Source organism: Paenibacillus residui (assembly GCF_042677205.1).
Classification (GTDB): Bacteria; Bacillota; Bacilli; order Paenibacillales; family NBRC-103111; genus Paenibacillus_L; species Paenibacillus_L residui.
The window spans coordinates 1-22,709 of record NZ_JBHTIU010000034.1; the positions used below are offsets into that span (position 1 = coordinate 1).

At 49.6% G+C, this 22,709-nt stretch carries 17 protein-coding genes and 1 pseudogene; 5 read left to right on the forward strand and 13 right to left on the reverse strand.

All coding sequences use genetic code 11. The features are described 5' to 3' along the window. Positions 1-543: 543 nt before the first annotated feature. Complete coding sequence (locus ACFQ03_RS10890) at positions 544-1,896, forward strand: hypothetical protein (protein ID WP_379288095.1); 1,353 nt, start codon at positions 544-546, stop codon at positions 1,894-1,896. Here the strand turns inward: ACFQ03_RS10890 and ACFQ03_RS10895 are convergent. Genes ACFQ03_RS10895 through galU form a run of 3 tightly spaced genes read right to left on the reverse strand, consistent with a single transcriptional unit; the run spans position 1,875 to position 4,440 of the window. Continuing rightward, positions 1,875-2,867, reverse strand: a complete 993-nt coding sequence (locus ACFQ03_RS10895) for a UDP-glucuronic acid decarboxylase family protein (protein ID WP_379288097.1) — start codon at positions 2,865-2,867, stop codon at positions 1,875-1,877. The genes ACFQ03_RS10890 and ACFQ03_RS10895 overlap by 22 nt on opposite strands. Before the next feature lie 22 nt (positions 2,868-2,889). Beyond that, entirely contained in the window at positions 2,890-3,528 is a 639-nt protein-coding gene (locus ACFQ03_RS10900; protein WP_379288099.1) for a sugar transferase, read from the reverse strand. Positions 3,529-3,537: 9 nt separating this feature from the next. After that, complete coding sequence (galU, locus tag ACFQ03_RS10905; protein WP_379288101.1) at positions 3,538-4,440, reverse strand: UTP--glucose-1-phosphate uridylyltransferase GalU; 903 nt, start codon at positions 4,438-4,440, stop codon at positions 3,538-3,540. Positions 4,441-4,630: 190 nt separating this feature from the next. Between galU and ACFQ03_RS10910 the strand changes: the two are divergent. The 3 genes and pseudogenes from ACFQ03_RS10910 to ACFQ03_RS10920 all read left to right on the forward strand — a co-directional run. Then, positions 4,631-4,822 (forward strand): annotated as a pseudogene (locus ACFQ03_RS10910) (helix-turn-helix domain-containing protein); the annotation flags it as partial. 213 nt (positions 4,823-5,035) lie between these two features. Further along, the gene (locus tag ACFQ03_RS10915; RefSeq protein ID WP_379288103.1) at positions 5,036-5,887 is read left to right on the forward strand and encodes a stalk domain-containing protein; all 852 of its coding nucleotides are present in this window, start codon (positions 5,036-5,038) and stop codon (positions 5,885-5,887) included. A gap of 355 nt (positions 5,888-6,242) precedes the next feature. After that, the gene (locus ACFQ03_RS10920) at positions 6,243-6,887 is read left to right on the forward strand and encodes a metal-dependent hydrolase (RefSeq protein WP_144939092.1); all 645 of its coding nucleotides are present in this window, start codon (positions 6,243-6,245) and stop codon (positions 6,885-6,887) included. A gap of 102 nt (positions 6,888-6,989) precedes the next feature. Here ACFQ03_RS10920 and ACFQ03_RS10925 read toward each other — a convergent pair whose 3' ends face one another. The 8 genes from ACFQ03_RS10925 to ACFQ03_RS10960 all read right to left on the reverse strand — a co-directional run bounded on the left by ACFQ03_RS10925 (position 6,990) and on the right by ACFQ03_RS10960 (position 19,997). Further along, positions 6,990-7,244 (reverse strand): hypothetical protein, encoded by a 255-nt coding sequence (locus ACFQ03_RS10925; RefSeq protein WP_144939090.1) that lies wholly within the window; start codon positions 7,242-7,244, stop codon positions 6,990-6,992. A 112-nt stretch (positions 7,245-7,356) separates the two neighbouring features. Then, positions 7,357-9,477, reverse strand: coding sequence for a TIM-barrel domain-containing protein (locus tag ACFQ03_RS10930; protein WP_379288106.1), 2,121 nt, complete (start codon positions 9,475-9,477; stop codon positions 7,357-7,359). Positions 9,478-9,645: 168 nt separating this feature from the next. After that, complete coding sequence (locus ACFQ03_RS10935) at positions 9,646-11,481, reverse strand: cache domain-containing sensor histidine kinase (RefSeq protein WP_379288108.1); 1,836 nt, start codon at positions 11,479-11,481, stop codon at positions 9,646-9,648. Continuing rightward, on the reverse strand, positions 11,478-12,500 hold the full coding sequence (locus tag ACFQ03_RS10940) for a response regulator transcription factor (protein WP_379288110.1): 1,023 nt from the start codon (positions 12,498-12,500) through the stop codon (positions 11,478-11,480). The genes ACFQ03_RS10935 and ACFQ03_RS10940 overlap by 4 nt, the downstream gene beginning before the upstream one ends. A 169-nt stretch (positions 12,501-12,669) precedes the next feature. Further along, the gene (locus ACFQ03_RS10945) at positions 12,670-14,256 is read right to left on the reverse strand and encodes an extracellular solute-binding protein (protein WP_379288112.1); all 1,587 of its coding nucleotides are present in this window, start codon (positions 14,254-14,256) and stop codon (positions 12,670-12,672) included. 111 nt (positions 14,257-14,367) lie between these two features. Then, complete coding sequence (locus ACFQ03_RS10950; RefSeq protein WP_144939080.1) at positions 14,368-15,240, reverse strand: carbohydrate ABC transporter permease; 873 nt, start codon at positions 15,238-15,240, stop codon at positions 14,368-14,370. Between the two features lie 15 nt (positions 15,241-15,255). Beyond that, positions 15,256-16,212 (reverse strand): ABC transporter permease, encoded by a 957-nt coding sequence (locus ACFQ03_RS10955; protein ID WP_144939078.1) that lies wholly within the window; start codon positions 16,210-16,212, stop codon positions 15,256-15,258. A gap of 296 nt (positions 16,213-16,508) precedes the next feature. Further along, entirely contained in the window at positions 16,509-19,997 is a 3,489-nt protein-coding gene (locus ACFQ03_RS10960) for a discoidin domain-containing protein (RefSeq protein ID WP_379288115.1), read from the reverse strand. Positions 19,998-20,287: 290 nt separating this feature from the next. On the opposite strand from ACFQ03_RS10960, the gene ACFQ03_RS10965 reads away from it, so the two are divergent. Beyond that, on the forward strand, positions 20,288-20,755 hold the full coding sequence (locus tag ACFQ03_RS10965; RefSeq protein WP_379288117.1) for a hypothetical protein: 468 nt from the start codon (positions 20,288-20,290) through the stop codon (positions 20,753-20,755). 6 nt (positions 20,756-20,761) lie between these two features. Here the strand turns inward: ACFQ03_RS10965 and ACFQ03_RS10970 are convergent, their stop codons facing one another. Both ACFQ03_RS10970 and ACFQ03_RS10975 read right to left on the reverse strand, forming a co-directional pair. Then, the gene (locus ACFQ03_RS10970; RefSeq protein WP_379288119.1) at positions 20,762-21,694 is read right to left on the reverse strand and encodes an ABC transporter permease; all 933 of its coding nucleotides are present in this window, start codon (positions 21,692-21,694) and stop codon (positions 20,762-20,764) included. After that, on the reverse strand, positions 21,691-22,689 hold the full coding sequence (locus tag ACFQ03_RS10975; protein WP_225312775.1) for an ABC transporter ATP-binding protein: 999 nt from the start codon (positions 22,687-22,689) through the stop codon (positions 21,691-21,693). The genes ACFQ03_RS10970 and ACFQ03_RS10975 overlap by 4 nt, the downstream gene beginning before the upstream one ends. Positions 22,690-22,709: the final 20 nt, after the last annotated feature.

The following is a 22,709-nucleotide window of genomic DNA, read 5'->3' on the forward strand; positions in this document are numbered from 1 at the left end:
CACCCGCATAGCGGGTGGTTTTTTGTTTCGCGCGTTTCACGCACTCAACTGGCTAAAGCCTAAATAAAAAGCTCCTAACGGAGCCCTTTCGAAAAATTTGCAATAAGGCATTTAACCTTCCCTCACATCACACCCTCGACGATTAACGTCTAAGGCCCTTGAGAGGACCCACAGTGTGATCGAGTGCCTCCAGTGATACAGGTTCAGGAGACATTACCTCAAATACCAAACGGATCTTTTTTTGTTGATTTTTTCTTATTTTTGATACATATTGTATCAGTTTGGTTATTAATTTATACTAAAAAGAGTTGGACGTCAATTACAAAAATAGAAATTTTAACCTGTCCCTTTCTCTTTTGAAGTCATTTATTTTTCTATTTTTGAAAATAGTTTCATAGAGTTTTCACAACGGCAATTGAAAGTCTAACTTGAAGTGAAGCGGTTATTAAATGGCCGGATAATTATGATTTCCCGCAGCTGTCCAAGCATTTATAAGTCTTTAATCATATTTTGTAGTATCCCCTCCTAGAAAGGAGATGACATATGAGCTCGCAAATTTTCAAAGGAACGATCGTCACTCTACTAATTCTTCTACTGCTGTCCTATTCCGATGCACCCAAATCTCCTGATCGCAAAGGGTTCGATATCCCTTCGCTTCTCGGCTCCGGAAATTTCACCAACGGAGATACCAATGTTGTGGAAGACCTGGAATTTCTGCAGAGCCTTAGACTGGGATGGGCCCGGGTCAACCTCTATCCTAACTGGTACTACAAGGACGGCGCCCCTACTCCCCAAACCATTGACAGTATTGTAGCGATGATGTTCGAACACAACATTACTCCGATGCTGCTGTTCGAATACTACGGAAACTATGAATCCAAAGGAATTCCCATCGGAGATTATGACAAATGGTATTCTATCGGCCGCCAATTCGCCGAACGCTTCAGACCGGGAGGTACCTGGGCCCAAATGTACCATGTCCGTGACTGGGGTATAACCGTTTACTCAGCCTTCAACGAACCGGATGTGGAAGCTTCGATCGATCGGCAAGCTTACCGGCAAGCGCTCGAAGGGTTAGCGGACGGAGTTCATTCGGTGGACAGCTCTCTCAAGGTCATCCCGGGCGGATTCAGCTCGCAGAATGCCTTTAAGGACTGGACCTTAAAGGGGTATGGCCCGGTCATTGCCCCGCTGATTAATTCCGGAAAACTGGACGGGCTCGATCTTCATACGTATTTTGACCTGCAATATACCCCGATCAGTGGAACCTATTCAAGCTCTGTTCAATACGCATTCGATCAAGTCAAGGCACGTTCAGGAATTACAAGAGACATTCCGTTCTACACGACCGAGTTCAACGTGAAAGACCGTAATCCTACAAATCCATCATCATCGCTGCCCCCCGAGCAGTTGGCCAACTATTTCCTGACGGCCATCTGGGATTCTCTCGGAGTTGTCAAAAATGACGGGCATTCTCCGGCAACGCGATTCGCCATGCCCTTCTCGCTTCTGCTTACCCCGGAAGAAGATCCCTGGTATGGATTGTTCTCGGGAAAAACCGATGCTTCCACCGGATTGACGGCGAGAGCCAACGTACTGAGAATGGTCTCCAAGCTGACTTCTGGAATGTATTTTGAATACCTGGATCCGAAAGTGACGGGCACCTACGTTCTCTCGGGCAGCTTCAAGAAAGTATGGGTATGGCAAAATAGAAAGGGATGGACCAATCAGCCCGGAACGGAATTTACCATTTCCGGCATTCCAAGCTATGCCACCAAGATCTACATTTACAGATGGAGTGGTCTATGGAAGACGATCGGACTCAAACAAAGTGTCGCGTCCTATCGAATCACCGGACTCGTGCCGGAAGAAACCTACATGTTCGTCGCAGAGTAATAGCCTCCCTCCTGCTCTTCCATTTGCTGCCTATAGGCCGCTATCGTTCTTTGTAATCCCTCCCATAAATCAATTTGAGGCTCCCAGCCAAGCAGCCGCTTGGCTTTCTGTATGACCGGCCTGCGAACCTTGGGATCGTCACAAGGCAATGGATGGAAGGTTATCCGGCTGTCGGATCCCGTAAGCTGTTTTACCAGCTCCGCCACCCGCAGGATGGAATACTCCTTCGTGTTTCCTATGTTAATAATTTGACCGTTAGCTTCATCGCGTTCCATCATTAGCAGAAGACCGCGAATATTGTCATCTACATAACAGAAGGAGCGGGTTTGCGAACCGTCGCCATAGACGGTAATCGGCTCCCCTCTCAGAGCCTGGGTAACGAAATTGGAGATGACCCGGCCGTCATCATTGCGCAATCCTGCGGAATATGTATTAAAGATGCGCGCTACTTTAACCCGGACCCCGTAGCGATGGGCGTACTCATAACAATAAACTTCGCCCAGCCTTTTGCTCTCGTCATAACAAGCTCGCGGCCCCCATGTATTGACATTTCCCCGATATTCCTCCTCCTGGGGATGGATCTCGGGATCTCCATAGGCTTCACTGGTACTGGTATAAAGCAGCTTCGCCCCGTTCCTCCGGGCCAGCTCCAGCATGTGGTAAGTTCCCAGCGTATTCACCGCAATCGTTTCGAGAGGTTGTGCCTGATAAAATTTAGGCGAAGCCGGGGATGCGAGATGAAAGATGGCCTTGACCTTATCCATATAAGGGAGGGCCAGCACCTCCCGTTCACAAACATCGCGCTCAACGAATGTAAACCGCGGATTCTTCAAGTACGGCTCTAAGTTGCTCTTCCTGCCGGAGGACAGATTATCGAGCCCGATGACCTCCTGGCCTTGTTCCAACAGCTTCGCGGTCAGATGCGAGCCAAGGAAACCTGCAGCTCCCGTAACCAAAATTTTATTCTCCATAAACTTCCACCCTTTTCAGTTGTTAATAAGTATTGCTTTTCAGCATTACCAAGGCGGTTCTTAACAGAATGTATACATCCATCCGCCAAGAAATATTTTGGATATATGTAAAATCGTGGTGTAGATTATGATGAATCGGGGCTTTGCGATCAGCGCTGGTTTGCCAAAGTCCGGTTATTCCCGGTTTGACCAGGAATCTCTGCCTCTCCTTCTCCCCGTAAGCATCCTGTACAATTGAAAGCTGCTCCGGCCTGGGACCCACGAAGCTCATCTCGCCGCGCAAAATATTGAGAAGCTGGGGAAGCTCATCCAGACTGGTTTTGCGAATCCATTTGCCAACCTTCGTAATTCTCGGATCATCCGTCGATTCCGGAGATCTCCCTTCTTTGGGAACATGCGTATACATCGTTCTGAGCTTGTAGATCGTGAAAACTTTGCCGTCCTTCCCCACCCTCTTCTGTCTAAACAGAGCCGGACCCTCCGATTCCAGCTTAATCAGAAGGCAGAGAAGGAGGAGGAGCGGAGCGACAACCGGCAGCAATAACAATCCGGCAGTCCAGTCTAGAGCCGGTTTAATTATGGAGCAGTAAAAACCGTACGGCCTCGAAAGCTCTACTGACGACTGTGCTTCTGTACTCGATTTGGTTATAATCCCTTCCATGGACCTAGATCACCCGGTTACTCCAATTTTGTTGGCGGTTCTTTCCAATTCTCCGGAGAGCGTAAGCAAATAATCACGCCATTCCGAATACAGATCCTCCCTCTTTAGCGCGAATTCGACATTGGCCTGCAGAAAGCCCAGCTTGGTGCCCACATCATACAATCTTCCTTCATACAAATAGCCGAACAGCGGTTCATAGCGGGTCAATTGCTGCAGCGCATCCGTTAATTGAATTTCGCCGCCTCTGCCCGGCGCCAATCCCCTGATCAAATCGAATATGCGTGGAGTGAGGATATATCTTCCCACAATCGCATGATTGGACGGCGCCTTCGCTTGAGGCTTCTCAACCAGTTGATCGATGCTCGACAACCTGCCCGTAAGATAGGTTCCCGATGCCACCCCGTATTTGTGCACTTCACTCCAGGGTACCGGCTGAAGGGCAATGACGGAGGATTCTTTCGCATCGTATACATCCATCAGCTGCCTTAAGCAGGGGACATCGCTGTCGATAATCATATCCCCAAGCAGGACGGCAAAAGGCTCGTTGCCAATAAATTTCCGTGCTGACCAAACGGCATGACCGAGTCCAAGCGGCTCCTTCTGCCGGACATAGTGAATGTCTATCAGATTGGATACGTCCTTTACGATCTGCAGCAGCTCCTCCTTCTTGTTTTCTTCCAGAGCGGATTCCAATTCATGATTGTAGTCAAAGTGATTTTCAATGGAGTTCTTGTTACGACCTGTAACGATAATCAGATCATAGATTCCCGACCGGACCGCCTCTTCGACAATGTACTGAATGGTTGGAACATCCACGATGGGCAGCATCTCTTTCGGGATGGCCTTGGTCGCCGGCAAAAAGCGGGTGCCTAGACCCGCCGCTGGGATGATCGCTTTTTTTACTTTGCTCATTTCACTACTCCTCCTTGAATCTCAACTGAAATCGGCCAGCCCAAAATGAAATGCCAGCTCTAAATTATAGTTGTCAACTTACTATTTATTAGATACAATATGTATCATCATAAACCTAATTTAGTATACAATATGTAACGTGTCAATAGCCGCTTTTGTCACCTTTAGCATAGAGAAAGGAGTTTGGTTCATGAAGTACGGCCGCCGAATTGCGAAATTACGGGAAAACAAAGGGTTTACTCAAGAACAGATGGCACAATTTCTGAATATATCGCGAGCTTCCCTTTCTCATTACGAGAAGAACCGCAGGAGACCCGATGTGGAGACGTTAAAAAAAATGGCCGATCTCTTTCAGGTTTCGACTGATTATTTGATCGGACGGAAGGTCAACCTCAACTGCACGGGTTGGGAAGTCCTCCCCGATCTGCCCGAGGAAGAGGAAGGAGACTGACGCTTTTCCTGTGGAAGCGCTTTATAGCGATGTCATCTGCATTTAAAATAAAATATTGAATGTATCATGCAACATTCTGGGCCTTCTTCCCGTCTACATAGATGCAAAGGAAATTCCCACCATTGACAATCAGGAGGATACATAATGAACAAGATGCTAAAATCTGTCGCTGTCGTTGCTTTGTCTGTAGGATTGATCGGGTCTACCGCAGTTGCTGCCTCAACCGCGGACTGGACGGAGGTCAAGGCGATATTTAACCATAAGATGAAAGTAGCCATTGACGGACAAGCCCCCGAATCCCCCATGACGCCCCTAATGGTGGACGGAGTGGCTTATTTACCGGTCCGTGATTTGGGAGAAGCGCTCGGCATGAATGTAATCTGGAACGAGCAGGAGTACAGAATCGATATCCAGAATGGGCCGAAGGAGGCTGTCACCGATACGATGGAGGCCATAGTACTGGACGTGCAGGCAGCGGCCAACAGTGGAGATCGGATTGTCAACGTACTATCCTTGGGGGCGAATTCTCCGTATCCGGTGATCCGGCTGATCGTCCCTGCAGACCTAAACATCACCGGACCCGAGTCCGAGGATTCTAAAGAAGCACCTGAATTAAAGCCTGGAATGAAAATAGAAGCGACTTATAGTCTGGCCATGACCCGCAGCCTCCCGCCGCAAACCCGCGCTGAAGCCGTCCGTATCATTCATGAGCTCGGACAAGTGGAAGGTACCGTACAGTCCGTCAAATCCACCGATCATGGATGGACTATCAAGGTGGACGAGAAAGAAGGCGATCCAACCAGCGGCGTCATTCTTCATATCGCTGAGGATACGGTAATCCGATCAGGAGCGATGGCGGAGCCCGCCAAAGCGGACGAAATCCGGGAGGGAGCGAAAATCAAAGCTTATTACGGTCCGATCATGACCATGAGCTTGCCGCCCCAAAGCTCCGCACAAGCCATCATCCTGTTGGATGACACCGATTCGCCGGAGTAATGCGTATAATTCCGGCCCGATAGGGTTTCACCGTTTACCTTAACCGATATGCAATAATAATAAAAAAAGCTCCTAACGGAGCCTTTTCGAAGACGAATAACCCGGTTTTAAAGGTAGCTTTTTATGCCAATTAGAAAGTTGTTCCATTTTAATGCTTTAATGAACTTAAACTTTCTAATGTGGTTAATAAGAACCTCGGTAATCTCATTGAATAATGAGGATTGGAGGTTCTTTTTTCATGCCGCTCAAGCTCTCTCGAAAATATTGCCATATAAGCGGTCGCGGCGATTGTTAAATGCAGTTACAAAGTGTATAATAAAAGATCAGAACATATGTTTCTAATTCGGGAGGAATTATGAAAGGCTCTACTCATCTTGCTATCGGCGCGGCCATTGGCGTGTTTGCCGGACTGTACCATTCGATGGATTTTAAAGAAGGGGCTATGTGTGTGGCGGCGGCCGCCTTCTCCTCCTTAAGTGCCGACCTGGACGGCAACAGCATTCTGAGCGGCAAATTGGATAAAATGTCCAAGCTGCTCCGAGAAAGCATTCTGGGCCTGGGGATTTTATCAGTAGGGGCTGTTCTTTACTTCTATTTTTACCGCCATCTCTTCTATATGGAGTGGACTATGGTGGCCACCGCCCTGTTTCTTCTCGGCCTGATTACGCGTCAAGGAGTTATCCGCAATTTTCTGCTGAGTCTTATCGGGATCGGTCTGATTTATTGGGGATGGCAGAATGAAATGATCTGGTTGGCCGGACTCGGCCTGTTCATTGCCTGGGCCCCTTGGTTAAAGCACAGAGGGATGACCCATACCTTATGGGCTGTATTTCTATGGTGGGCAATCGGGTTGGGATTGGAGCGTCAAGTCGGTATTGAGGGGATCGCCGCTTTGTCCGCCATCAGCTATTTTTCCCACCTGCTGGCAGATACTTTTACACCGAGCGGGGTTAAGTGGCTGTACCCTTTATACAAGAAACCGATCCGCCTTCTCAGGTAAGAAAGAGAAAACCTGCCGTATGATTATCCCGGCAGGTTTGGCAGGCTGGGGCGGCATGGCGGCAGCCCCCCTCATCTCTATGAAACTTTTTGAGAGCCGCTTCTAATTCTTATCCCCGTCCTCGGGATCTTCCCTGTTGGCCCGTTTCATATATTCATCATACCGGTCATCCACTTCTTTACCCATGGTCCGGAACCGCTTCGTCTCCTCAACGATGGGATCCAACTGGACGGTCTGCCGGATTTCATATTTGGATGGTAGGCGTCCGACCGCTTCATCATCCGGATCACCCTTATTGAATTCTCCCTCCAGCAGAGTCTCCGTAACGATTTTCTCCAGTTTATCCTTATCCTTCATGTCGTCCCTCCTATTTAAACACGGTGAGTAACCAGAATGATTCCTATTATATCCTAATTAGAAACAGGCCAATCCCGATCCACTGCCTGTGACCGCCCTCTTCTGCCTGCTCCTATTTCGTGCCTAAATGGTGACATACCCAAGTAAACCCGCTATAAGCCGAAGACCAGCCCTGTTCGGCCGGGGAGACCGATGTTTCATAGCGGCCCTCTTCCAACACCCGAAGCACGGCTTCCCGCCACCGATACTCCCCTTGTTCGTAAGCGAAGCTTTCTCCGTCATCATCGAACAAGCGGAACTTACCCGAGGCCGTGCCATAATGATGCAGCTCGATAGCTACCTGCTCCCCTTGTCGCGGGACATGCGGCAGCTCCGGCATCATCGGAATGATCGAGCCGTCCCGTACATAGACAGGAATAGTGTCCAGTCCGGGGGAGGCCTCGATATAACGTCCCCCTTCATGACGGATTCCGGTATCGAAATCGTACCATACCCCTACCGGCAAATAAACCTGGCGGCTCCGTTCACCGGCGAACAGAGGAGCTACCAGCATGGAATCACCGAGCATATATTGGTCGTCCAGCTCGCTTTCCGCTGAAGCCCCATACGCGAAATCCGTCGAGTCCAGCTTGCTCTCCCCCCGCGCATTTCGGGCCGCGAACGCTTCTTCCAGAGCCATCGGCCGGATAGGAGGAACCCCTTCTTCGTGATAGCGGGCGAAGGCCGAGTATAGATATGGAATCAACCGCATTCTCAAACGGATATACTTGGTGACGACAGGCTCAGCTTCGGGGAAGGACCACGGCTTCGTCCCGTCCGCCCAAGCGTTCAGCATGGCCAGCGGCGACAAGCAGACTACCTGCATCCGCCGGACCCAGTCTTCCGCATTCTCCGCTTTCCGCACCTCGGGAGTCCACAGCAAGCCGCTGAAGCCGGAATTGCATAATGCCCGTACGAAAGAGCGGTGATCATACAAGTCGGAATACAGAACATAAGGCATGGAGGAGGCGCATCCATTGGACGCTCTGACGAGACCGTAGGTTCTTCGGCCGGCGGCGCGGAACAGGTCCGCTGTCATCTTCTGCAGCGCCAAGCCGTAGATCTGGCGCATTTGCTCGCCATCATACCCGGACGGAAACTCGGCATGCTCGGGAAATATCCATGAATTACGCGTCAGTTCGCTCCCATCGCATTCGTCCAGCTTATATCCGGACACTCCCTTGTCCACATGCTCCCGGCGGTGCTGATCGCTGTAAATTTGCCGCGCTTCCGGCAATGTATAATCCGGCACCAATCCATGCCATACCGTATGGGAGCCGGATAGTGCCTTAAGCGGCTCGTAGATTCCTGCATCCGGAGATACGTAAGGATGCTCCCACAGATTGACGCGGAAACCGTTCTTCTCCATCTCGTCTACAAAGCCGGCCGGATCCGGGAATCTCCCTTCATGCCACTCATACGTTACCGGATAGCTTCTGCTGTGCCATCCCGGCTCCAGCCCGATGACATCGCACGGCACTCCCCGCTCGCGAAATTCCATGGCTTCCTTCAGCACCTCATCCGCCGAATAGCTCTTCGGCACTCGGTGCCAGAAGCCCAGCCCCCATCTTGGAGGCAGGACTCCCCCGCCATGATACAGGTTATAGCGGCGAACCGCATCCAATATGGTCGGGCCGGCAAACACATACAACTCAGCCCCCTGATCCGGGATAACCATCTCGACTTGGTCCGAAACCGGAGTCGCCTTCCAGTCCGGGTCGCTGTTGCGGTCCTTCGCTTCCCCGTACAGACAGTCCGAACGCACTGCGGACCCGCAGTAAATGGTTGCGATGCGCGAGGTATCTACATATATTCCGTATCCAAGACTGGAGACGTACCATGGAACCGGCGCATGAGTCTCGCCGGTATCCTGCTTCGGATCGCTGTTCACACGCAAATATCTCGTCCGCCCGCGATGATTCATCCGCATGAACTGAAGACCCAGCCCATACAGCCGCTCATCCCTTTGCAGCGGAAGAGTAATGACGGTTCGAAGCTGGTCCGTCCTAAGCTCAATCTCACTCAGTTGGAAAGGCAGGCTGCCGCTTCCCATTCGCTCCAGCGCCTCCGTCTTATGTAACGGCTGGACGATCGAAGACGGCGTCCGCCCGGAAGGATTCCCGACGCGAAGTCTCCATACGCCGGCCGCCACCTCCTCCCAGCCTTTGTCAGCGGAAATCCAACGATTTTCCATATACAAAGCTCCTCTCCCATGTTCGTTTAACGGCTGGCACTTATCGGACCAAGGTCGCCTCCTCTAACACCCGGTTTCCCGGAACTCCGCAGGGGGCAGGACTTGCTGACGTCCCGATTCGCAAACGGGTTCGCCCAAGCAATAGAGCTGTCCTGTCCCATAATCCGTTCAAGCCGTTCCCGGAGGTTTGATTCCGTTGCCATGCAGGGGCATATTCATAATCATTCTGGTCCCTCGTCCCGGCTCACTCTCTATCGTCAGCCCATACTCCTCTCCGAACACCATTTGGATACGCCGGTGAACATTAACCATTCCAATCCCGCCTTTATCCTTCCGCGAGCCATCCTCCTCATCCGCAAGCCGATTGGTCTGCAGCTTGGACTGCAGCAGCTGCAAATGATCAGATGCGATCCCGACCCCATTGTCCTCCACGATGACGCGGAACCGGTCTCCCTTCTCCTCCGCATCGATCCGTATCCAGTGACGATCCTCCACTCCATCCGGAAAGGCATGCTGAAACACATTTTCCACCAAAGGCTGCAGGGTCAGACGCACCATCTTCTTCAGCAAAAATCTTGGAGGAACGGACACATCAATTTCGAATTCGCGGTCTATTCGGTGTTTTAGAATAATCATATAGTTAAGGACGTGGTTCAATTCATTCGCAACGGTAATCTCCTCCAGATTGGTCTGAATCGAATACCGGAGCATGTATGCCATCGCTTTCACAATATCCGATATTTCCTCTGAATCCTGCACTGCGGCGTAACATACAATCGTCTCCAGAGTGTTATACAGAAAGTGGGGATTAATCTGAAGCTGCAGCGACTGGAATTCCGCCTTCTGTCTCTCCATCTGGGTTTCGTGATTTTTCAGCTCCGCCTCATAAACCTGCTCCACCAACTCGGACAATCGGTTGACCATCAGATTGTAACGGACCATAAGCTCCGTGATTTCATCCTTCTGCTCGGGCAGCGGAATCATCATCCAGTTTCCTTTTTCCGTTTGCCTCATTCCTTTTTTGAGTACCTGGATGGGGCGGGTAATGGAGCGGCTGAACCGGTACGCCAGCAGAGAAGCGAATGCAAACGTGAACAATCCTACAATGATCGTCGTCATCCTTATGCTTGAGACGGGCTTCATAATTTCATCCATTGGCATGGATACGACCAGATTCCAGCCGGAATAATCCGACTTGCGGCTCATGAACATCCGCTCGCGGCCTTCTTCGTTCACCATAAACATCTGCTCATCCGCGTGTAAAATGTTGTCCCTGAACGGTCCTTCCACATCGGTACGAATCCGGGAAGGATCCGGATGATAGACGATTTTCCCCATCTTATCCACGATAAAAAAATAACCGTCCTCGCCCAAATCGACTCCGTTCCACAGAGCAGACAGCTCCATAGATTTAATTTCAATGGCGAGAATTCCCTTGTAATCGGTAGAGGAGTAGCCCTTGATCTGCCGGGCAAGCCTCACCACCTGCTTGTCATACGATGGAAAAATGCTGCTGTTCATGATCGATAAGCTGCCGTCCGGCTTCGTGTATTCCAGCAAATACCGGAGCTGCTCCTCTATTTCGGCGGAAGAGAAAGTTTCATCCGGCATGCCGTTATAATCATAGATCGCGTTGCCGTCAAAACTGATAATATAAATGGACAATATCTCCGGATTCCGGATCAGGATCGGCTGCAGCCCGACTTCCTTGATAAGCTTGCGATAATGATAATAATCGTAATCTTCCGGCGGATTGGGCAGGTCTATAAATTTCTTCACATCCCGATTGTTCAGAAGCGCAATAATGGAACGCTCATACGATTTCAGGTACAGGTCGGTATGATTAATGGCATTGTTAATAATTTGCGACATATGGCGCCTGATTTGGTCATCCAGCTCTTTCGAAGATTTACTGTAGGTGGATATGCCGACGGAAACGAGAGTCGCTACTATGATGACGAGAAAATACAAGAGTAGTTTCCGGTACAGACTGCCCTTGATCATTTAATCCCCAGCTTGGCCCGGTATTCCGACGGAGACTGACCGGTCACTTTTTTAAACATCTTCGTAAAATGGGGATAGTCCTCGTATCCGACCTCCGCCGCGACATCCACAATGCGAAAATGCGGAACCGCGAGCAGCTGCTGCGCTTTCTCCATCCTTCTCTTGATCCGGTATTGGACGAAGGTTTCGTTCGTCATCTTTTTGAACAGGGAGCTGAAGTAATTGGGCGTAAATCCGGCTTTCTCCGCAACCTCCTCGAGGGAGATTTCCTCGGACAGATGAAGCTCGATATAGGCCTTCGCCTCCTCCAGAGGATCCTTGAACCGGCCGTTTCTTTTCAGGCTCAGCTCATCCATGATCCGCTCCAACTGCCGTTCGAAAAAATCGAATGCTTCCTCCCGGGTCCGCGCTCCCATATATTCCGAGGAGATCCGGGGAAAAGAGGAGTCTCTAGCCTGCAGCCTTCTCTCAAGCATGCTTATACAATCTTTAAGCAATTCGCTGCATTGAAGCGCATTCATTCCCGTCGAGAAGCAGTCTTCTTTCCACTGCTGAACCAGCTTCCTCAACTTCTCCTGGTCCAAGGACCAAATGCATTGATCCGCCTGATCAATCCATTCCACATACCTGGATATGGGAATGTAGCCTTTGACCGGCTTATTCAGCAATTTGTCCAATATGGCATGAACATCAGGCTTTGTAACCGGCTTCAATAAATAGTGCTTTACCCCGTAAGTCAAGCACTGCTGTGCATAAGCAAAATCCCCGTAGCCGGAAATGACTACGGTTTGAATATGATCGTACTGCTCATGAATATGCCTGCATAGCTCCAACCCGTCCATCTTGGGCATCCGGATGTCCGTGAAGATGATTTCAGGCTTATGTTCCTGAACAACCTCAAGCGCATGCACACCATTATTGGCGGTATATATGCTGGCAAGAGACGAATGATACTGCTCGGCCATCCTGACCAAACCTTTGCGAATGACCGGCTCGTCATCAACGATAAGTAAGTTCACAGCCTCGTCCCCCCTTCTCTCCATCTAAGGATGGAAAAAAGTATCCGCCCGAACGAACGTCGCAGCAGATACCGAAATGATTGACTATCACATGTACTGAAGTCCCGTCTATTATAGCCCCGGGGCTTGGCTGTTGTAAAACCATTTTTCCCCGGGGCTCCATGGAAGATCACTTCGTGCGGTCGATGACCCCATCGTTGTTTTTATACCTTTCCGTCGCTTCCTTAATGATTTCATCTCCGCCCTTGGCCTTGTACTCCTCGATGACTTTAGGCCAGTCAGAGATCGGCTCCCTGCCATAGATCATCTTGATCATATGATCCAGGATGAGCTTCGGCCCCACATCTCCGCCCGGAGCCAGATCCGGATATTTAGTAAAGCTGCTCAGATTAGGGTTGAATGTAATTCCCGGACGACCTTCGTGGGCGAGAATGTTATCGAAAGCGTCCAGCATATCTTTGCCGTCCTCGGTTAATTCCGCCAATTTCTTTCTATAAGTGCCGTCGTGAACCATCCAGAGATTCCCGCTGCGGAAGCCTTCCTCGTCCACTTCCTCTTTGGTTACCGGGAATTTGTAATTAACCTTGCCATTTTCTATCGTGTAAGTATCGCCTTCGATTCCGAAAGAGAAGAACATTTCCGCTTCTTCCGTCGTCATCCAGTCGAAGAACTTAATGATGTCGATCGCTGTTTCTTCACTCACCTTGCTATTAATATAATAGGTTTGTGAAATAGCAGCAACGTGCTGAAGACCTCCCTTGCCGTCCGTGCCTGTCGGCGAAGCGACAATATCCACTCTGCTGTTGGGATCGGCTTCCTTGATTTTCGTTCTAAACCCGGCCAGCCCTTCCGCATTGGCAGCCCACATTCCCGCCTTGCCCGCACTGATGTTTTTGGTGTAATCGGCTTGTGTCACCGTTGCGAAATCTTTGGGAATCAGGCCTTCATCATACATGGCCTTATAAGCTTCCAATGCTTTGGTCATATTCTCTACGTCAAAAAATTTCGGTACGACCTGGCCGTCCTGCAGCTCAAATTGGAAAGGCAGCACGTCGTAAGCTCCCAGGAAAGTATCGGCATACTTGAAATTTTCTCGGAACTGGTACGGGTATTCCACTCCCAATTCTTTGAATGCCCGCAGAACATCGAGAAATTCGTCCGCCGTCTTCGGCATTGGCAAACCGGTTTTTTCCAGAAGATCGGTGCGAAGGAAGGTTGCACGCCGGGAAGGATTGGAGATCCACAGCGGAATTCCGTATATTTTTCCTTCAAAGCTGGTCTCTTCCCAAGCTTCTTTAGGGACCTGGGCCATCAGATTCGGGGCATGCTCTTTCAGCAAATCGTCCAGAGGTCTGAACACTCCGGCTTCCACCGATCCGGCCATAGATGAAGTCGTTGGGCCGCCTCTCAGATTTCCGACGACGTCCGGAATGTCGTTACCGGCGAACATCAAGCTCATTTTCTGATCGAATTCCTTATGCGACACAGGAATAATGTTAAGATCGGTGTTGGTCAGCTCTTCCAGCTTCAATACCCATTTGTCCTTATTAATGTCGGGCGAAGACTCCAAATATGGGTTCCCGGACGTAGAGAAGGAAATCGAGAACTTCGTCGGCTCCTTCTTGGCTTCGCCGGGCTTTTCCTCCCCTGCCCCCGTATTGGGGGATGGTGAAGCTTCCTTGCCTCCGCCGGCACAGCCGGAGAGAGTCGTTACAGCCAGAACCCCGGCTAATGCCAGACCCCATGCCTTTTTCATGTTTACCCCTTCTTTCTATAATTGTTTTGATAACGTTTCCAGTCTTGTTACCAATGATAACGTTTGCTCTTCTTCCCTTGTATTGGGAATTTTATTATGCCTTGTGTTCTTTTACGATTTAATGGAACCGATCAGCATTCCTTTAATGAAATACTTCTGCAGGAAAGGATAGACCATCATAATGGGCAGCGTAGAAATCGCAATGACCGCCATTTTCATCCCTTCTGGAGACATATTGGCCAGATTTTCAAAGGAGGAATCCATTTCCCCGAATGTATCGGTAATGACGATCTCCCGCAGACGAACTTGAAGCGGGTACAGGGCCCTGTTGTTAATATAGTACATGGCACTGGAATACGAATTCCAGTGGGATACGGCATAGAAGAGTCCCATCGTAGCCATAGCCGGCTTGGACAGCGGAAGCACAATGCTCCACAGAATTCTCATCTCGCCGGCACCATCGATCCTTCCGGAGTCAATCAATTCACCCGGCAGGTTATTAAAGAATGACCGCATGATGAACAGATTGTAAGCACTTATGGCTCCCGGAATGATCAGCGCCCATAAAGTATCGAGCATCCCCAGGGAACGGATCAGCAAGTAGTTTGGAATCAGCGGTGCGCTGAAAATAAACGTTAGCAGCACCATCATGAGCACGTACCTGCGTCCCAAATATTCCGATCTGGATAACGGATAAGCCAGTGAGGCCGTTGCCGCCAGATTGAACAAGGTTCCGAACACCGTCACGACAACACTCACCATAAACGCTCTCCAAACCGACATATCTTTAAGAACAATCTGGTAGTTGACGAATGTGAAATCTACAGGAAGTATCGTCACCTTTCCCGAGTTAATAGCCAGTTCACCGCTTAAGGATTGAGCCAGCACATGCAAAATTGGAAGCAGCATGCTTAAGGCGATCAGCGTGATTATAAAGTAATTGAAAACCTGAAAAATTCGTTCTCCCTTGCTCATTCTTTTCATTTCTCTACACCTGCCTTAATAAAGTGAGTCTCCGGTTGCCTTCTTGCTTAAGGTGTTACCAATCATGATCAGCAGAAGTCCGACTACGGATTTGAATAAACCGATGGCCGTCGTATAGCTGTACTGCTTCTCCAGCAGACCGGCCCTATAGATGTAGGTGTCGAGAATCTCTCCCTTGTCCGCATTCAAGGAATTCAAGAAGACATAAACCCTCTCAAATCCGAAATCAAGGAAATTGCCGATGTGGAGCAGGAAAAGAATCATGATCGTAGGAAGAATCGATGGAATCGTAATCGAAATCGTTTGGCGCCAGCGATTGGCCCCGTCTATGACGGCAGACTCATACAGTTCCGGATTGATGCCGGCCAGAGCGGCCAAGTAAATGATCGTTCCCCATCCGCTGTCTTTCCAAATGCCGGAGCCGATCAGAATACTGCGGATGTAGGATTCTTCTCCAAGGAAATATATCGGCTCCACCCCGAACCGGCCGAGGATTTCGTTAACGACTCCGGTCGTCGGCGACAGAATTCCGATGGCGATTCCGCCAATTATGACCCAGGACAGAAAGTGCGGCATGTAAACGATCGTTTGCAGAATTCTTTTGTAGACAATAATGCGCATCTCGTTGAGCAGCAGCGCCAGGAGGATTGGAATCGGGAAGGCGATGAACAGATCATACAAACCAATCAATAAAGTATTTTTGAAAATAGTTAGAAATTCGTCGTAGGCGAACATTCGTTTAAAATGTGCCAACCCGACCCATTCGCTTCCCCAAAACCCTTTGAACAGATTATAATTCTGAAAAGCCATGGCGCTCCCGAATAAGGGGATGTATTTAAAAATAATAAAATAAATAATTCCCGGAATTGAAAGCAAGTAAAGCGCTTTATATTTTCGCACCATTCCCCAAAGCTCTCGTTTGTTGGCAAATCGGTATTGGACCCGATCGGAAGGCTGGATTTTGCTAGCCATCTGCACCTCTCCCCCCATTAAACTTAGTTCTCATATGGCTGATCTTACTCTGAAAGCGGCATCAGAGACAATGGAGTTATCCTCCCTGAGTTGTGTTTTTTTACGATTGGCCCAAACCGTTGGCTCCATTGCGATCTTCCCCCTGTGGCGGACCTTGGAGGCGTGGCCGGACATAGAAAAACAGCCGGGAACTGCCCCCGGCTGTTTCTTCCAGATTGTTTCTCCTTATGCATTAGTTAATAGGCTGACGTATAGAATCTACTAGTAGGCCCTGGCCTCGGGTAAATTCCGTTGGATCAGTTGGGCCTGTCCGGTCTGTCAGGTCTGTCGGGTCTGTCAGGCCTGTCCGGTTTGTCGGGAGGCACATCGCCGGCAATAACAATCTCGTTGACATTATTCCAGGCATCCTTGTTGTTGCCATGACCTACCACTCTCAAATACCGCGCATAAGTGTCCGGTATCGGGTATCCTTCCAGAAGCTCCGTCAATCCGCTGCTCTCGCCGCTGTACACCTTGGTCCACTGATTTCCGTCAGTCGATAACTCAATATCAAATTTATATTTCAAGTACTGGAATTGAGCCATCAGAACATAGGAAATCAATCTCTCCTGGCCGAGATCAAATTCGATCCACTGCTCCCCTTTGCCGGCCCAGCGGGTTCCCAGCTCCTTGTCAATGGCGTTTTCCGGCGGATAATCTTTATGCGAGTCACTTGCCCGTGCTGTCATAATTGGATAGACCGTCAAATTAGGGGGAATATCCCCATACACTTCCAGCGACTTGAACTGGACCGTATATTGGACGAAAGCATTTTCCTCTTCGCTCCGCGCGGTAATGACCGCTTTACCATTGGGCGATCCCGCTTGAGTCACTTCAACGGTGCTGCCGGGCTGGCCTTTCGCCGCAACCTGCGGTACCTCTTGCGTACCTACCGGCAATTCATAAGTATAATCGAATTTGTCCGGGGAGAAACCCGGCAGCGCTTCGCCGTTTACCAAAATTTCCTTCAACAGTGGCAGGTCGCCGAAATCGGAATCCGGTACATCCAGGTCGCCGCCCCCTACCGGAGTGCGCTTGATGTTTTCCAAAGCTTCCGTCCCCAGTCTCTCCTTCAATTGCTGCTTATACAGGCTTCCCGGAGTGACATGCATACCTTCATGCTCCCAAAATCCATTGTTTCTCGGGCGCGGATCATAGGAACTCGGAACAAGAGGAGACACGTTAATGCCGTCATTGTTCGGAATATGACCGATTGCATAATTCTGCGCAGTCGGAGGCTGTTGGGAGACCAATCCTCCTTCGGTATTCCAGGTTACATAGTTGGCTCCAGACCAGCCGTGTCCGCTGCCAAGCCATGCACGGTCACGTATATTGATCCGTGCGCTTATGTTATCGAATAGACCGCCTACGGACCATCTGTGATGCGGTTCGCTCGTATTGTAATCCTTCGTGGATTGACTGTCGAGGAACACATTCGGACCCTGAACACGGCTGTCAAAGACAAAAGCATGTCTCGAGGTTTCCGCATAGGTGCGCTGAACCAGGTTCAACTGGCCTTGTATATAAAAGCTGTATCTCCGGCCGCCTGTAATGATACTGACCATATCGTACTGTTCGCTGTCCTGCACAGTTATCCATTTGGCATGGCGGCCTATTTGAACAAGCGCATAGGACAGGTGGTATCCCGTAACCTCCCTCACCCAGCCGTTCTTGACGCTGTTAAACACCACGAAGCGTTCCGCATGCTGTTCATCCGCATAATACGGATCCGTCTTTCCGTTATCATTCGTCGTATCCTTGATGCTGGGGTCAAACTCGCTGACGACGCGAATATTTTCTACTCCGACATGCTCGATACGAGCCTCGTCATTATATTTGAGCATCAGTCCGCCGCCCCATCTGCGTTCGATCGAATTTGCCAAAGGGGCATCTACAGTAATCTGATTGCCGTCGATGGCTGTAATAACCCGGTCAAAATCGAGATTGAACGGCGTCCACTGATTCGTGCCGCTGCCTCCGGGCCTCATATATATATGATCCATTCCGATTTCGTGAATCCAACGGCTGTTGCCTACCCGGCGTACCATCACCGTATCGCCTACTTGATAGCCGGAAGCATCCTTCACGTGGAAGGTCCGCGAACCGGAAGGCACGAATAAATCCGTAATTTCCACGCTGCTTCCGTTATCTACCACCGGAGCCGTGTTGGGGCCGATGACGACCAAATTTCTTGCAGCCTTACCCGTTCCGAGAATAATCGTTCCGTCCTCGCCTTTGCCTTCCCCACGGAGCACGACACCGCCTGTGTGAATATTAAGTGTCCCGGCAACATGGAATGTGCCCTGCTTCAATAAAACTGCGCCGCGGAATCCGTCCGGACCGACCGGCATTAACGAGACCTGGTCGATAGCCTCCTGGATCCTGGCCGTATCGTCTCCTTCTCCCGGTTCCAAAGCTATTCTCGCTTGAACATCAGGCAGCCGGACTCCTCCGCCCATATAGCCGCTATTGGAAAAATCAAGGATTTGATTGCCTTTATAATCCGGCACATATACCATCTTTCCTTGGTCATTAAGAAAAGCAACGCTGCTCTGACCGGCCGGTACGGCATCAGCTTCCAATACAGTGAAGTAGAAAGCATCATAGTAGATTTCCCCGCCTGCTTCTATCTTCAGCTTCACCGTATACTGTCCCGGAACATCGGCCGTACCGGGAATGGTTAGCGCCTTCTCCTCCCCTTTGGCAAATGCAACTGGATTACTCGGGCCGACGATCGTGCTTCCGTTAACTTGAACCTCCATGCTGATCGAGGCATCTACGTTCGCTCTAACCGGAATTTCCGGGTACACATCCCCAGGTACGATAACGGCCGGCTGGCCGATTTCGATTTTCATGCGGGGATGGGTCAGGTCCGTCACGGCGATTAGAGCTTCCGCATGAAATTCCTCCGGATCTTTGACCACAATCCACAAATCTTCGTTTATCAGTTCCCCCCCTTGCACCGGCACTTCTACAAATACCTGGCTTGCACCCGCTTGAAGAGCGGTAACGACGCCGTTCTGGTCGATAGTGGCACTCTGCACAGCAGAGGTATAAAATTTCTTTGGAATATGCTCCAAATCAACCTCTTCCCCTGTATTCAGCCTCGCTTTTGCTTTAAGAGTCAGCACTTCATCTTTCGTCATCTCAATCTGATCGTTAAGCTTATATCTTTGACCTTGCTCATTCACAAAATAAACGCTCTGCAAATTGTCCGGTTCCGGATTGATTTGCCCATCGAAGTTATAAACCTCGAACTCCGCCACTTGAACGTTGTTATCGCTCGCCAAGGAAAGATCGAGTTTGACGTATCGTCCCGTCACCTCTTCGAACATTACATTTTCCAGGCTTCCGATACTCCCGTTTTTGACGAAGGCATCCTTCCATTCCACACCGTCATCCGAATATTGAATCTTATATTCAACGAACCGGCCCGCTTTAAATTGAATGACCGTTTTGTTGAAAGTTTCCTGCCGCCCCAAATCCACATAGAGCCATACATTCATATCCTGCCGGTCTGCCGCAAGTGGCTGCCAGTAGGTTGTCGGATTGCCGTCCACGGCTTTGTCCGCTTCCCGGTCGCTTGTCTTGCTGCTTGAATAGGCCGGCTTCCCCATGGCCAAATTGACGTTCGTTTCGGTTTCCGCTGCTCTTGCTGCCGACATCCCGCCACTGCCGGCCGGCAGCCATGGCGTCAGCATAAGCAAAACCGCCAGACACAGACTTAATCGACTTGTCCAAGACACGATTCATCCTCACCTTTCCTTCTATTTTGATAGCGTTTACAATTCGAACACTACCAAAACCTTCCGCCCAATCCAATGGACTAACTTATGATTCCTATATGCTAATTTATGGTTTGGAGTTAAAAGGTAGCTTATCTATCTGAGGATTCCACCCTAATGAACCCGGTTTGTAAGGTTGGCCTTAAAATGAGGATTAGTTCAACTCATGAGGTGAGAGTAGGAAAGCCCGTTTGGGTTATATGCGTATGCTATAATTGCATTACATCTATCTTTTCGAAAGGATGCTGACAATGAGTGATTCATTAACCGACCTGAAACGAGTTCCGCATACTATATTGGAGCATAGATTGGAAACGGCCAGGAAGCTGGAAGAGAACGAAACCGAAGCCTATGAGCTTCTCAAGGATAAAGAGACCGGCGAACACTACCTTATGTATCACTATATTCATTTGAATGTATCGGAAGGCGGTCACAAGGAAACTTATTATCACTTCATGCCCATAGGTCATGACGACGCATTGGCTATCGTTCTCGGAGAACAGGGGTATCATTATCCCGAGCAGTGGAATCGCCCCTACCTTCGTAACAGCTCTAACGACGATTCTTATGTCTGGTTTGACCCTTCCACTTCAGAATCTTATGAGTATTACGAGCGGTTGGGCCAGTTGCTTAATGACAAGCTGACCCGGTTCAAAAAGAATGGAAAGCCGGACCCCGATGCTATCCGCAGCTTGCTGCAAGACCTGGATAAACTATAGCCGATATCAGCTTCGCACATCCCTTCGAGAGAAGACAATCCAGGAAAGTGCAATAAATAACAGGTAATAAAGAGCCAGCATGAGAATGGAAAAGCTCGGCGTTAATCCTTCCATAGGTGCGCTGCCCTCCAGATAAGGAAGCAGATTGGTATGGGTGAACAGCAAGTATTTCACCCAGCTATAGCCGCTGAAGAAGAGAACGAGCGCATTCCCTGTAAACATGAGTACAATGGCACAAGCGACAGCCAGCGTTCCGTTCTTGAACAGCGTAGAGATCGTAAAGGCGAAAGTGACAATCATCAGCAGATGGACGGATTTAAGCCCGTAGATTTGAAGAAGATGCAGCAGAATGGAGCCTTCCTTGACTTCGCCGTTCGCTACGTACAGATAAGGGGAAAAGGCTTCATGGAATCCGAATTTAAACCCTCCAGCCAATACGGAGACGACAAATAGTAGAATCAGCAGGAAAACCGCGAACATAAGGACGGATAAATATTTCGCAAGAAGAATGCGTGATCTGGACACGGGGCGAATCAGCAACAGCTTCATCGTCCCCCAGGAATATTCTCTGGCCACACTATCCGAAGCGATAATGACCGTAAATAAAGTAATGAATGAAATGAATAACGTGTAATCCCGAACGGTTCCCCATAGAGTCGAATCATCGGGTGGAAGATTATAGTTCAGCCTATACTCGTTAATGACTATTTCGTTCCTTAACTTTTGCTTGTCAAAATCGGAGAGAGAGGGATCTTCCAGCATTGTAGTCAAGCTGCTGTTCGCTTCATTAAGCTGCTTCCACCATTCATCATTCTTTTCGGCCGAGGGAAGGAACGTGACGGCAATGGCCACCCCAACAAGCAGCCCTATGAAAATCCAGGTGCGAATTCTTTTGTATATTTTCATATTTTCATTTTGAATGAGCGGCCATAGATTCATTTCCGGTTCCCCTCCCCTATTTTCTCCCGAAGCGTATTCCCCGTGCTTGTGATTTCGAGGAATTTATCTTCCAAATTTTTTGCCAAAATTCGGATCTCATACACTTTGACACCGGCAACGACCAAGCATTCATTCAAGGACGGAATCTGCCCGATCTCCGAAGTTACCCGAATTCCAGCCGGATCATCCTCGACCTTCATATCGGCATAGCCAGCCTTTATCGTATTTTTCGCCAAATCGGGACGGTCGATATTAAACATAACCGTGACCTGCTCTGTAGTTCCGACAGCGACGCTATGAACAATGGTTGGGACATCCCTAATCGCTCCGTCCTGTATAATGGCCACCCGATCGCACATCAATTCCATTTCCGACAGCAGATGGCTGGAGACGACAACCGCCACGTTTTCTTCATGAGCGAGCTTTTTCAAATAATCTCTCAGTTCGCGGATCCCTGCCGGATCCAGCCCGTTGGTCGGCTCATCCAGCAGCAGCAAGGAAGGACGATGCAGCAAAGCTTGCGCGATCCCCAGTCTCTGCCTCATGCCTAACGAATAAGTTTTAACCTTATCGCGAATGCGGGATTCCAGCCCGACGAGCTTGCTTAAGTACCCGATTCTGTATTTATCCGCTCCCGGAGCCATTCTCGAATAATGAAGCAGATTATCATATCCTGACAAAAATTTATACATTTCCGGGTTTTCGACAATTGCGCCCACATATCTTAACGCCTTCACCTTTTCCCGGGAAATATCGTGACCTGCAATTGCAATCCTGCCGGATGTTGTCGATATTAACCCGACAATCATGCGGACAAGCGTTGTTTTGCCTGCCCCGTTCGGTCCGAGCAAGCCGACCACTTCTCCGGGATAAACTTGCAGATTCAGATTCCGGATAATCTGACGGCTCCCTAACTTTTTGGACACATTATGAATATCGAGAATAGGTTGACGTTCGTTGTTGGGCATCGGCCTCTGATCAGCGTCCATCTTCATATCCATTCGCTCCTGTCCAG

What these genes read in the sequence shown, in the direction of transcription:
- ACFQ03_RS10895 (WP_379288097.1), bottom strand. Translation starts at nt 2,867, where the DNA reads ATGGAGAATAAAATTTTGGTTACGGGAGCTGCAGGTTTCCTTGGCTCG.
- galU (WP_379288101.1), bottom strand. Translation starts at nt 4,440, where the DNA reads ATGAGCAAAGTAAAAAAAGCGATCATCCCAGCGGCGGGTCTAGGCACC.
- ACFQ03_RS10925 (WP_144939090.1), bottom strand. Translation starts at nt 7,244, where the DNA reads ATGAAGGATAAGGATAAACTGGAGAAAATCGTTACGGAGACTCTGCTG.
- ACFQ03_RS10970 (WP_379288119.1), bottom strand. Translation starts at nt 21,694, where the DNA reads ATGAATCTATGGCCGCTCATTCAAAATGAAAATATGAAAATATACAAA.
- ACFQ03_RS10945 (WP_379288112.1), bottom strand. Translation starts at nt 14,256, where the DNA reads ATGAAAAAGGCATGGGGTCTGGCATTAGCCGGGGTTCTGGCTGTAACG.
- ACFQ03_RS10975 (WP_225312775.1), bottom strand. Translation starts at nt 22,689, where the DNA reads ATGAAGATGGACGCTGATCAGAGGCCGATGCCCAACAACGAACGTCAA.
- ACFQ03_RS10965 (WP_379288117.1), top strand. Translation starts at nt 20,288, where the DNA reads ATGAGTGATTCATTAACCGACCTGAAACGAGTTCCGCATACTATATTG.
- ACFQ03_RS10915 (WP_379288103.1), top strand. Translation starts at nt 5,036, where the DNA reads ATGAACAAGATGCTAAAATCTGTCGCTGTCGTTGCTTTGTCTGTAGGA.
- ACFQ03_RS10900 (WP_379288099.1), bottom strand. Translation starts at nt 3,528, where the DNA reads ATGGAAGGGATTATAACCAAATCGAGTACAGAAGCACAGTCGTCAGTA.
- ACFQ03_RS10955 (WP_144939078.1), bottom strand. Translation starts at nt 16,212, where the DNA reads ATGGCTAGCAAAATCCAGCCTTCCGATCGGGTCCAATACCGATTTGCC.
- ACFQ03_RS10920 (WP_144939092.1), top strand. Translation starts at nt 6,243, where the DNA reads ATGAAAGGCTCTACTCATCTTGCTATCGGCGCGGCCATTGGCGTGTTT.
- ACFQ03_RS10950 (WP_144939080.1), bottom strand. Translation starts at nt 15,240, where the DNA reads ATGAAAAGAATGAGCAAGGGAGAACGAATTTTTCAGGTTTTCAATTAC.
- ACFQ03_RS10935 (WP_379288108.1), bottom strand. Translation starts at nt 11,481, where the DNA reads ATGATCAAGGGCAGTCTGTACCGGAAACTACTCTTGTATTTTCTCGTC.
- ACFQ03_RS10930 (WP_379288106.1), bottom strand. Translation starts at nt 9,477, where the DNA reads ATGGAAAATCGTTGGATTTCCGCTGACAAAGGCTGGGAGGAGGTGGCG.
- ACFQ03_RS10890 (WP_379288095.1), top strand. Translation starts at nt 544, where the DNA reads ATGAGCTCGCAAATTTTCAAAGGAACGATCGTCACTCTACTAATTCTT.